At 59.8% G+C, this 11,644-nt stretch carries 9 protein-coding genes and 2 riboswitches; of the genes, 7 read left to right on the forward strand and 2 right to left on the reverse strand.

Annotated features, from left to right (window positions below; translation table 11 throughout):
• Nucleotides 1–406: 406 nt before the first annotated feature.
• From NML54_RS08260 to NML54_RS08270, 3 genes are all read left to right on the forward strand, one after another.
• On the forward strand, nucleotides 407–1,855 hold the full coding sequence (locus tag NML54_RS08260; RefSeq protein WP_254757411.1) for an NCS2 family permease: 1,449 nt from the start codon (nucleotides 407–409) through the stop codon (nucleotides 1,853–1,855).
• Between the two features lie 140 nt (nucleotides 1,856–1,995).
• Nucleotides 1,996–2,679, forward strand: a complete 684-nt coding sequence (locus NML54_RS08265; RefSeq protein ID WP_254757412.1) for a hypothetical protein — start codon at nucleotides 1,996–1,998, stop codon at nucleotides 2,677–2,679.
• Nucleotides 2,680–2,681: 2 nt separating this feature from the next.
• Nucleotides 2,682–3,431 carry a hypothetical protein gene (locus tag NML54_RS08270; RefSeq protein ID WP_254757413.1) on the forward strand — a complete coding sequence of 250 codons (750 nt, stop codon included), beginning with the start codon at nucleotides 2,682–2,684 and terminating at the stop codon, nucleotides 3,429–3,431.
• A gap of 102 nt (nucleotides 3,432–3,533) precedes the next feature.
• Here NML54_RS08270 and NML54_RS08275 read toward each other — a convergent pair whose 3' ends face one another.
• Both NML54_RS08275 and NML54_RS08280 read right to left on the reverse strand, forming a co-directional pair.
• Entirely contained in the window at nucleotides 3,534–3,977 is a 444-nt protein-coding gene (locus NML54_RS08275; RefSeq protein WP_254757414.1) for a YchJ family protein, read from the reverse strand.
• Nucleotides 3,978–4,146: 169 nt separating this feature from the next.
• On the reverse strand, nucleotides 4,147–5,574 hold the full coding sequence (locus tag NML54_RS08280; RefSeq protein ID WP_049327388.1) for an LLM class flavin-dependent oxidoreductase: 1,428 nt from the start codon (nucleotides 5,572–5,574) through the stop codon (nucleotides 4,147–4,149).
• 115 nt (nucleotides 5,575–5,689) lie between these two features.
• Nucleotides 5,690–5,798: riboswitch (SAM riboswitch) on the reverse strand.
• A gap of 175 nt (nucleotides 5,799–5,973) precedes the next feature.
• A riboswitch (SAM riboswitch) is annotated at nucleotides 5,974–6,073 on the forward strand.
• Nucleotides 6,074–6,077: 4 nt separating this feature from the next.
• Between NML54_RS08280 and NML54_RS08285 the strand changes: the two genes are divergently transcribed.
• The 4 genes from NML54_RS08285 to NML54_RS08300 all read left to right on the forward strand — a co-directional run bounded on the left by NML54_RS08285 (nucleotide 6,078) and on the right by NML54_RS08300 (nucleotide 11,451).
• A complete protein-coding gene (locus NML54_RS08285) occupies nucleotides 6,078–6,914 on the forward strand; it encodes an ABC transporter ATP-binding protein (protein ID WP_254757415.1) in 837 nt (278 codons plus the stop codon).
• Between the two features lie 64 nt (nucleotides 6,915–6,978).
• Nucleotides 6,979–8,043 (forward strand): aliphatic sulfonate ABC transporter substrate-binding protein, encoded by a 1,065-nt coding sequence (locus tag NML54_RS08290; RefSeq protein WP_254757416.1) that lies wholly within the window; start codon nucleotides 6,979–6,981, stop codon nucleotides 8,041–8,043.
• The gene (locus tag NML54_RS08295) at nucleotides 8,043–8,885 is read left to right on the forward strand and encodes an ABC transporter permease (protein WP_049350468.1); all 843 of its coding nucleotides are present in this window, start codon (nucleotides 8,043–8,045) and stop codon (nucleotides 8,883–8,885) included. Before NML54_RS08290 ends, NML54_RS08295 begins: the two co-directional genes overlap by 1 nt.
• Before the next feature lie 442 nt (nucleotides 8,886–9,327).
• Nucleotides 9,328–11,451, forward strand: a complete 2,124-nt coding sequence (locus NML54_RS08300) for an AMP-binding protein (protein ID WP_254757418.1) — start codon at nucleotides 9,328–9,330, stop codon at nucleotides 11,449–11,451.
• Nucleotides 11,452–11,644: the final 193 nt, after the last annotated feature.

Consider the following 11,644-nt stretch of genomic DNA (forward strand, 5'->3'; position numbering starts at 1 on the left):
AGAAGGAAGAATAGCGCAGGGGGGGGGGGTGGGCCCCCCCCACCGGCCGGGCCACCCCCCCCGGGGTGGCGCCCCCCCCCCCCGGGGGGGGGGGGGGCCCCCCCGGGGGGGGGTGGGGCCCCCGTTGGGGGGCCCCCACCCCCCCGCCCTGCGCTATTCTTCCTTCTACCCCAACTACCCAATTCTGGCTGCAAGGGTCGGGGAAATAGCACATCACCGGCTGAACCGCCGCACACAAAGCGTTTCAACGGCACAATCTAGGAGGCGGCGCCTACAATGGTTGAACCATCGTGGCGCCTAACCCGGGATTTACCCGCGAGCCTAGCCCGTGAAATTTACCCGCGAGCTTCACCCTCGAAACCGGCGACGCAACAGTACACACCGAACAACATCAACGGATCCTCACATGTCTGAACCTCAGAAGGCGGCAACGCCCACCAGCGCGCTCGACCGCTACTTCAAGATTTCCGAACGCGGCTCCTCCATCGCCGCAGAATTCCGCGGCGGCCTCGCCGCATTCTTCGCCATGAGCTACATCGTGGTGCTGAACCCCCTCATCATCGGTACCGGTGCTGACGCATCCGAACGCTCCCTCGGTATCGCCCCCGTCGCGGCTGTGACCGCGCTGGTTGCCGGCGTGATGACCATCCTCATGGGTGTTATCGCCAAGCAACCCTTCGCCATGGCGGCTGGCCTGGGCGTGAACGCGCTGCTCGCCTCCACCATTGCCACCACCCCGAACCTGACCTGGGCAGACATCATGGGCCTGGTCGTTCTTGCCGGTCTGATCATGACCGTTCTGGTGCTCACCGGCTTCCGTACCGCGGTGTTTGAGGCGGTCCCCGAGTCGCTCAAGACCGCAATTGTGGTCGGTATCGGCTTCTTCATTTCCTTTATCGGTCTGGTCGACTCCGGCATGATCCGCCGCATGCCTGACGCAGCTGGCACCACCGTTCCGGTGAGCCTCGGCGCGGGCGGTCACCTGCTCGGCTGGCCCACCCTCGTCTTCCTCTTCGGCCTGTTCCTCACTATCGCCTTGTTCATCCGTAACGTGAAGGGTGCGATTCTGTGGGGCGTGCTCGCCTCCACCGCACTGTCCCTGATTCTGGAGGCGGCTGTCCCCTCCGGTTCCGTGAAAGATGCGGCGACCGGCTGGTCCCTGAACGTGCCTTCCCTGGCGGACATGAAGTTCACCACCCCGAACTTCTCCCTCATCGGTTCTGCTGACCTGTTCGGCGCATTCACCCACATCGGTCCGCTGGCTGCTTCGTTGCTGGTGTTCACTATTCTGCTGTCTGTGTTCTTCGACGCGATGGGCGTTTCCGTGGGCCTTGCCGCCGAGGCTGGCACCATGAAGGACGGCAAGGTTGAGGACATCGATAAGGTCCTGCTCGTGGACGCTTTCGGTTCCGTTATCGGTGGTGGCGCGTCCGGTTCGGCGAACCAGATTTTCGTGGAGTCCGCTACCGGTATTGGTGCGGGTGCACGCACCGGTTTCGCGAACATTGTGACCGGTGTGCTGTTCCTGCTGGCGATTTTCATTTCGCCGTTGGTCACCATCGTTCCTTTCGAGGCGGTTGCTCCGGCGCTGGTCGTGGTCGGCTTCCTGATGATCCGCCAGGCGGTGAATATTGACTGGACTGACTGGGGTCTGGGTATTCCGGCGTTCTTGACCATTATTTTCATGCCGCTGTCGTACTCGATTGCGAACGGTATTGGTGCCGGCTTCGTGGCGTACACTTTCATTCGCCTGGTGCAGGGCCGCGGTAAGGACGTGCACTGGCTGATGTACCTGGTCTCTGCGGTGTTCGTGATTTACTTCGGTATGGGCATCATTAACGGCTGGACTAGCTAAGTCCGACAGTCTACATATTTGCTGAAGGCAGGTTCCTGATGCGGCTGAGAATGTAAGTTTTCAAGCTGCCGAAGGGCCTGCCTTTGACGTATCTGGTTCGCTCTTACATGTTCCTTATCGCTCCCAGGTGCGAGAAAATCATGGCAGAATCATTCCGTTTTCGGTATGATTCTGCCATGATGTCCGTTCAAGAGTATGCTCAAGAAGCTAAGGTTTCACAGCGAAGCGTGCGCGCCCGCTTAGAACGTGGAATGCTCCAAGGTCGTAAATTGGGAAGCCGCTGGGTTGTCGACGCTCTTCCCGCTGCGCACCGCAGCAATGCTGGCCGTCCTATTTCCTTTGAAGCATTCAACGCTTTGGCGCGTTACTGCGATGGTCAGTCATCTGTTCTATCTGCTGAGGAACGCCGCAGGGCAAAAGAACGCGCCTCAGCAATTCAGGTACAAGGACCTGCGTCTGTTGAGCGATACCGAGCCCGCCGCGGTCTGAAAGTGCATCATCTGCAGGCTCCTCCCGCTGAAATTCCTGCAATTTTGGAAGACCCTGCATTGTCGCTTACCGGCATTAGTAGCGATATTTCTCAGGTGTACGGCTCAATGGTTGATGCATATGTTTCAAGCCAGGATTTAGAGAACATCATTTTTCTGTACAACCTGCTTCCGGCGTCTGTAGATTCAGCGAACATTATCTTGCGTGAATGCGATGAGCCACCCCATATTCTGCCCTTGCATGTGGCGGTAGATCTTCTAGATTTGGGGGATCCGCGAAGCTCCGCTGAGGCAGAGCGCATTCTTCAAGATTCTGTTTTCAAGAAAGCGTCTTAGTCATGACCGCATCCCCTATTTTGATTCCTGCTATTGGGGCAGAGCGTGCCTCTTGGCTTGGTCTGGCTGATATCTCAGAGATTATGCCGCAAGGATGGTCCCTGGCAGGCGGAAGCATGATGCGTCTGTTGGCTGCAGAGCGAAGCTACGCGGGTTCTCGATCCACTCACGATATCGACGTTATTCTTGATATCCGCGCATCACGAGCGTATGTTCGTCAGTTCCATGAGGCTCTTAGCAATGCCGGATTTTCAATTGCAGGGTTCAACGCATCAGGCCAAAATCACCGGTGGGTTCGCGGCGAAGCCCAGATAGATATCCTCATCCCTTCGGGACAGTCGGAGTCCGCTCGCACCTATGAGTATCCAGGGTTTGGTCGCCTGCTCGAGACTCGTGGTGCCCAGTTTGGACTTGAGCGTACCCGTAAAGCATCTGTACTCTGCGCCGATCGCCAGTTTACAGTCAATGTCCCTGATGGTTTGGGGGCTCTTTATGAGAAGGTATCAGCTCTGCTCAACAATGGAGATTCCGATAAAAGTCGGCATTTCCGAGACATTATTCTTTTATCTTCAGTTCTTAATTCTCAAGAGCGTCGAGATATCCCGATGCTTTCTGGAAAACAGATATATCGCCTTCATGACGGTATTTCGAGGTCGCTCCAGGAATACACCGGCATTATTTCTGACCGCGAGCTGGAGGTAACCTCTCGTTTAGAGAACTATCTTGAAAATCTTCTAAAAGACAGAAGCTAACTAAAACAAAGAATGGCAGAATTGTTCCGTTTTCGGAATGATTCTGCCATTTCTTCTATGTCCACACTCTGCACGTACGCGAGGCAGGGAAAGTTACGAGATTTAGCGAACGTCACCATCCACATAGAACCAGGCGCCGCCCACCTTCTCAAAGCGCGACAGCTCATGCATGCTGCCTTTCACCCGCTCCTCCGCAGGAACACCCGGCACCGAACGGTAATACGCAACGAACTCCACCGTACCGGACGCATCAAACGGGCCACCCGAAGCACCCAGAATATCCAGGCGATACCAGCGGATATCATCCTCCAACTCCAAGGCGGCCGGGCGAGTACTCGGATGCCAGCTCGCCAGCAGATACGCCGCATCCCCTGCCGCAAACGCGGTAAAACGCGAGCGCATCAGCTGCTCCGGCGCGGGAGCAGTCAACGTGCCGGAGGCGGCAAACTCGCCCAGGAACCTGCCGCAGCAGGCGCCGTACACCTCGCCGCTCGAGCAGGGGCAGCGGTCATCATGGTTAAGTTCAACCTGGTTCAGTTCAGTCATGCCACCCAGTATAAAGAATGCGCTATGTCAAGAAAGTGTCGCATCGAGAAAGCACAGCGCAAAGAAACGCCCGCGCTGCCGGGGAAACAAATCCTCCAGCAGAACGGGCGTTCTTGTTTTCAATCGTTAAGTTTGAGCGAACCTACACGGTACGCTTCAGCGGCAACGCTTATTCAGCGATCGCGCGAGCCGGGGTGTCAGCAGCCGAAGGCTTACCCACGTATGCGCCGCGGTACTTAGCAGCCGGGTGGCTGTCAGCAACCTTGGTGTGACCCTTACCGAAGATGTTCTCACGCAGGGTGTTGCCCTCGTACTCGGTGCGGTAGCGGCCGCGCTTCTGCAGCTCGGGAACAACGTACTCGATGAAGTCCTCGAACGAACCCGGGGAGACGTGGTAAGCCAGGTTGATGCCGTCCAGGCCGCCCTCGTCGATCCAGCGCTCCAGCTCGTCAGCAACCTGAACCGGGTCACCAACAATGACATCGCCCATGCCGCCGAGGGTGGTGTGCTCAGCGATGGCCTTGCGGGTCCACTTCTTGTCCTTCGCCTGCAGAGTGAAGGGGGTCAGGAAGGACTGAATCGACTCGGTCTGCACGTAGTTCAGGACCTCGTCCTCGTCGAACTGGGACAGGTCAACACCGGACCAGCCGCCGATGATAGCCTGTGCAGAGTCGAGGTTGATGTACTTCTTGTACTCCTCGTACTTTGCCTTTGCCTTCTCTTCGGTCTCATCCACAATGACGGAGAGCATTGCGAGGATCTTGACGTCGTCGCGGCTACGGCCCTGCTCCTCGGCAGCGGCACGAATACGGTCGGTCACAACGCGAGTCAGGTCGGGGCGCAGGGCGCTGATGAACACAGCCTCAGCGTGCTTGCCGGAGAACTGCTGGCCACGGCTGGATGCGCCAGCCTGGAAGATCACGGGGGTGCGCTGCGGGCTCGGCTCAGTCAGGGAGATGCCGGGCACGGAGAAGTACTTGCCCTTGTGGCCAATCGGGTGGACCTTGGAGGGGTCAGCGTAGATGCCGCGCTCGCGGTCCTTGATGACTGCGCCGTCTTCCCAGGAGCCTTCCCACAGCTTGTAGCAGACGTCCAGGAACTCGTCAGCGATTTCATAACGCTCGTCGTGCGGGATCTGGGTGGGCAGACCCTGGTTCTCAGCAGCCGAAGGCAGGTAAGAAGTCACCACGTTGAAGCCGACGCGGCCCTCAGTGAGGTGGTCGAGGGAGGCGTAGCGGCGAGCCAGGGTGTAGGGCTGCTCGAAAGTAGCGGCAGCAGTCACACCGAAGCCGAGATGCTCGGTCACTGCAGCCATTGCAGAAATCTGGGTTGCGGGGTCATTCACGGGAACCTGAGCGGCACCCTCAATGGCGGGAGCGGCAGAGTTCTTGTACACGTCGTAGATGCCAACAACGTCAGCGATGAACACGGCGTCAAACAGGCCGCGTTCAAGGGTCTTAGCCAGGTCAGTCCAGTACTTGATGGTGTTGTACTCGGTTGCGCGGGAGCGCGGGTGACGCCAGAGGTCGAAGCTCTGGTGACCAATGCAGGTCATTTCGAATGCGTTAACTACGATGCGCTTCTTCTGCTCAGCCATCGATTTTCCTTTCGCGAATGATCGGGGGACGATCGGGTTAGGGCCCTGCACCCCGCGCGCCGCCTCCTTCTTGCCTTCTGCGTTCGGTGGTGGCCTTCGTGCAGGTGGCGCGTTCGCGCCGTACTTGCCTCGTAACGTTGAGGCCAGATCATCATCTGGGGCACCCCGCTACGGGAGAGGGTTGCCGCCCAGCTAGCCAGAGCTTAGCGCCGGGACTCATAATCTCGTGGTTTGAGTGTACGGGGCGCGCGGGAAGGAGGTCACGTTTGTGACGAAAAAATCTTTTTGTGACGTAGAATCGAAATATTTCGTGATAAATGCGAAATATACGGTCATAGAAATTCATACGCCGCCTCAAGTTTGGGAGATGCGTAACGTGCCTTCTAGGGTGAGAGAAGCAAACCATCCAGAGCGACTGAGAGACCTGGCTCCACGACGTCGCAGCAACCGATTGCGGAATCCCCCTAACCGCCGGTGCTAACGCCAGGACCGATGGAAGTGACATGACACTCAACAGTCCAGTAACTGACGTACCCACCAGTGAAAACACCGGCCGCCGTGCCGTATCCACCGCCGCCGTCCCCCTGAGCTTTGAAGACGTCGGACAATCTTTCCCCGTGCCCGGCGGAACCCACGAAGTTCTTCGCGGAGTCTCCTTCACCGCAGCCCCCGGCGAGATTATCTCCGTCATCGGATCCTCCGGATGCGGCAAATCCACCCTCCTGCGTGCAACAGCAGGCCTGAACCGCATCACCGCAGGTACCGTACGTATCGGTGAGAAGGCAGTAACCGGCCTCGACCCCCGCGTAGCTATCGGCTTTCAGGAACCGCGCCTACTGCCCTGGCGCACCGTCGCCGACAACGTGGCGCTCGGGCTGCCGCAGGGCACCAAAAAATCTGAAGGCGCAGCATCCGTAGCGCGTCTGCTCGACCTGGTCGGGCTGGGCGAGTACGCAACCCACCGTCCCAAGGAAATTTCAGGCGGTATGGCTCAGCGCGTGTCCCTGGCGCGAGCGCTCGCACGCAACCCCGGCGTGCTACTGCTCGACGAGCCCTTTGGTGCTCTGGACGCGCTGACCCGCATCAACATGCAGGATTTGCTGTTGGACGTGCACCGTCAAGACCCAACCACGATTCTGCTGGTCACCCACGATGTGGAAGAGGCGCTGTACCTCTCTGACCGGGTTATTGTCCTCGGTAAGGACACCCCGGAGGCACCCGCCACCATCCAGCGCATTGTGACCGTTGACCGTTCTCACCCGCGTGACCGCGCCGATGCAGAGCTTACGGCGCTGCGTAGCGAGCTGCTGGCTGAGCTCGGCGTGGAAGATAACGCCTAAAGCCGCAACGAAACGCATTTTTTACACATCACATCATCATCTTCAGAAGCGAAAAGATTTCATCATGACTTACTCCCCGTCTCGCCGTACCGCCCTCAAGTCCCTTGCCGCAGCCGCCGCTTTTGCTACTCTGCTCAGCGCCTGCGCCGGTGAGGGTTCCGGTTCCGCTAACGCCTCCGGTGCTGCCGGTGGTGGCGGTCAGAACACCGTGACCATTGACTACGCGACCTACAACCCGCTGTCCCTGATTATCCGCAAGAAGGGTTGGCTTGAGACCGCCCTCTCCGCGGAGGGTAAGAAGGTTGAGTGGGTCAAGTCGGCTGGTTCGAACAAGGCGAATGAGGCGTTGCGTAGCGGCAATATTGATGTTGGCTCGACCGCCGGTTCGGCGGCGCTGCTGGCACGTGCTAATGGCTCCCCCATCAAGGTCATTAGCCTCTACTCGCAGCCCGAATGGTCGGCGCTGGTGACCCGCAAGGATTCGGGCATCACTAAGGTCGCGGATCTGAAGGGTAAGACCGTTGCCGTGACCAAGGGTACCGACCCCTACTTCCTGCTGCTGCAGGCACTCAAGCAGGAGGGTATTTCCGCTTCGGACCTGACCATTCAGAACCTGCAGCACGCCGACGGCCGCACCGCCCTGGATAACGGTCAGGTCAACGCGTGGAGCGGCCTGGACCCGATCATGGCTGCCGCTGAGGTGGAAAGCGGCGACGTACTCTTCTACCGCAACCTGAACTTCAACACCTACGGCTTCCTAAACGCGACCGAGAAGTTCATTCAGTCCAACCCGACCGCCGCACAGACCATCGTGGACGTGTACGAGTACGCTCGCGCCTGGGCTAAGAAGAACCCCGAAGAGGCTGTGAAGATTGTCGAGGAGGAGTCCGGCATTAAGCACGAGACCGCTCAGGTCGTCATGGAGCGCACCCACCTGGATATCGATCCGGTTCCGGGCGCTAAGCAGGTTGAGGTTCTCAAGGGTGTCGGCCCTATTCTGGTGGAGTCCGGCGACGTTCCCTCCCAGTCCGACGTGGACAAGGCACTGAACAGCATTGTGGACGACCAGTTCGCAAAGAAGGCTGACAGCGCAGCCGTCGAGAAGATCGCAAAGGTGGTTGAGAAGTAATGACCGCCGCAACGATTACCGCCGCCTCCAGCGCTCGCGCTGAGCGTGCCGAGAAGCGTGTCTCTTCCGTGAAGCTGCCGTCGAACCCGTTCGCCGGTAAACAGTACCTGGGTCTGATTCTTCCCCTGGCGTTGATTGCCCTCTGGTATATTCTGAGCACGAACGGCGTGTTCACCCAGGTTCAGCTCCCCTCCCCCGACCGTGTGGTCAGCGCCGGTGTTGAGCTGGCGCAGCGCGGCGAGTTGGGCCGGCACGTGGCGATTTCTACTCAGCGTGTACTGATTGGTTTCGGCATTGGTGCCGTGCTCGGCCTGGTGCTGGGTGCGCTGATTGGCCTGTCTGCACCGGTTCGCCTGATTGCCGCACCGACCATTGGTGCGCTGCGTGCCGTGCCGTCCCTGGCGTGGGTTCCGCTGCTTCTGCTGTGGATCGGTATTGGCGAGAATTCCAAGGTGACCCTGGTTGCTATTGGTGCGTTCTTCCCGGTGTACACCACAGTTTCTGCGGCTCTGGCGCACGTTGACCCCAAGCTTGTGGAGGCGGCACGCGCCTTCGGCCTGAAGGGTCTGCGCCTGTTCACCACGGTTCAGCTTCCCGCGGTTCTGCCGTCGGTCGTTTCGGGTCTGCGTCTGGCGCTGGCTCAGGCGTGGCTGTTCCTGGTCGCCGCTGAGCTGCTGGGTGCATCCATGGGTCTGGGTTACCTGCTGACTGACTCGCAGAACAACGGCCGCACCGACCGCCTGCTGCTGGCTATTGTGGCGCTGGCGGTGCTCGGTAAGATTACCGACGCCCTGGTGGGTGTTTTCGAGCGCTGGGTGAAGGCGAAGTACCCCAGCAACTAACACCACCAGCAATTAGCACCACAGCTAAACACAACACTCAGCACGCGCTGAGTTTTAGGAGAGATGTCCGCCGCGTGGTTGCTCCTCTGAAGGTGAGCTAATCATCGCTACGCGCCGGAGAAAGAAGTCGGCGGGGAAACCTGTCGCCTACTGAATGATGATGAATCCCGCCCCGCGCCCCACAGCAGTGAGCGCGGGGCGGGGTCTTTAAATATGTCGTTATATTACGAACTGGTACTCACCATTCCGAATATGACGGTTCCCTTTGCGTCCACCCCCTCGAGCGCGCTTTACTAAGAAGGCAAACCATCCAGAGCGACCGAGAGACCTGGCTCAACGACGTCGCAGCAACCCCCTCGCCAACGCACACACAGACCCCACGGTCACACAGACAGCGGCACGGCGAGCAAGGGTGCTAATGCCAGCAACCGATGGGAGAATAATGGGACTGCCCACCCCCTACTCGTTCACCGACCCGCTGAACCCCACCCCGAACCCCGCCCTCGAATCTGACGAGGCACGCGTCGCGTTCTGGGAGAAGCAGGCGCAGCGACTCACCTGGGCTGAGCCCTGGCACACCGCGCACCGCTTCGAAAAGCCAAAGTCCCTCGGCTTCGATGAGGACGGCATCGAACAGTTCAGCATCCCCGAAATTAAGTGGTTCGAAGGCGGTAAGCTCAACGTCGCCTACAACTGCGTAGACCGCCACGTGGAGGCGGGCCGCGGCGACAAGGTAGCCCTCTACTTTGAAGGTGAACCCGGCGACCGTGAGGCCATCACCTACACAGAGCTGCAGCGCCGCATCGCGAAGGCAGCGAACGGGCTGCTGTCCCTGGGCGTGCGCAAGGGTGACCGTGTGGTCATCTACCTGCCTGTCATCCCCGAAACCATTATTTTCACTCTCGCCTGCGCGCGTATTGGCGCGATTCACTCCCTCGTCTTTGGTGGTTTCTCCGCCGAGGCGCTGAAGTTCCGTGTGGAAGACACCAGCGCGAAGGTCCTCATCACCACCGACGGCCAGAACCGCCGCGGCAAGGTCGTTCCCGTGAAGGTGAACGCCGACGAAGCATGCTCCGGCGAGAACAACATTGAGCACGTTATCGTGGTGGACCGCACCAGCGCCTCCGACCCGGTAGCGCACGCCGCTGTGCCGTGGACTGAGGGCCGCGATGTCTGGTACCACGACCTGGTGGACGACCAGCCGGATACTCACGCCTACGAACTGCACGACGCCGAGGACCCGCTGTTCATTATTTACACCTCCGGCACGACCGGTAAGCCCAAGGGCCTGGTGCACACGATGGGCGGCTACCTGGTGCAGACCGCGTACACTCACGCGCTGCTGTACGATCTGCTGCCGGATTACGTGGACGAGAACGGTGTGCTGCGCCCCGACGAGCTGTCCGCGGTCAATGACCCGGAAAAGGTTGCATCCACCGTTCACTGGTGTACTGCCGACCTCGCCTGGGTGACCGCGCACACCTACGAAATCTACGGCCCGCTGGTCAACGGCGTGTCCGAGGTGATTTACGAGGGTACCCCGAACACCCCACACTTCGGCCGCCACTTTGAGGTCATCGAACGCTACGGCGTGACCAACTACTACACCGCCCCGACCCTGATTCGTTCCCTCATGGGTGCGTTCCCGAACGGCCCGGAGCCCGGCAAGTACGACTTCTCGACCGTGCGTCTGCTCGGTTCTGTGGGTGAATCCATTAACCCGGAGGCGTGGCGTTGGCTGCGTCAGCACGTGGGCGGCGGCACCGCGGCGTTCATCGACACCTGGTGGCAGTCGGAGACCGGTTCGACCGTGTGCTCCCCGCGCCCGCACGACCCGGCATTCGCGCCCGAGGACACCTACCCGGAGGGCACCCCGCACTGTACTCCCCTGCCCGGTTGCGCTACCCGCGCCGTTCCCGGCGTGTCCACCCGCGTGGTGGATGAGCACGGTAATCCGGTCGAACCCGGCAAGCAGGGCTTCATCGTGGTCGATAAGATTGGTCCCTCGATGGCTCGTACCGTGTGGCAGAACCCGCAGCGTTTCCTGGATTCCTATTGGCGTCACTACGGCGAGCGCGGCTGGTTCCTGGCCGGCGACGGCGCGAAGGAAGACGAAGAGGGTAACGTGTACATCCTCGGCCGTATTGATGACGTGATTAACATTTCGGGTCACCGTCTGTCCACGATTGAGATTGAGTCGGCTCTGGTGACTCACCCGGCTGTGGTTGAGGCTGGTGTCTGCCCCGTGGAGGATGAGCTGACCGGTCACCAGGCGGTCGCCTACGTGACGCTCACCGATGAGGGTAAGGACCTGACTGAGGATGAGCTGAAGGCGGCGCTGACTGACCATGTGCGTGAGCACATTGGCCCGATTGCTAAGCCGAAGGATGTTGTGGCGGTTGCCGATATCCCGAAGACCCGTTCGGGTAAGATTACTCGCCGTCTGCTCGGTGAGCTGTACCAGGGCCGTTCTTTGGGCGATGTTTCTTCGCTGCAGAATGAGGAGGCGCTGGGTCACATTGCGCAGGTGCTGGTGGATACTGGCCGCGTGAGCGAGGCCCTCTAGGCTCTGTTGCGGGGCTGAGCACTGTGCCGAGCTGCACGCTGCGCTGAGCTGAAAGCTACATAGAGTAAAGGTGGGGGTTACCCAATAGTTGTAGGGTTGCGCCCCGGTTGGTTTTGGATTTTTTTTTGGGGGGCGGGCGGGCCACCCCCCGGGGGGCCCCCCCCCCCCCTTAAACAACGGACGATTGACACCC

This window comes from Rothia gullae (genome assembly GCF_024294905.1).
In the GTDB taxonomy this organism is placed as follows: Bacteria; Actinomycetota; Actinomycetes; order Actinomycetales; family Micrococcaceae; genus Rothia.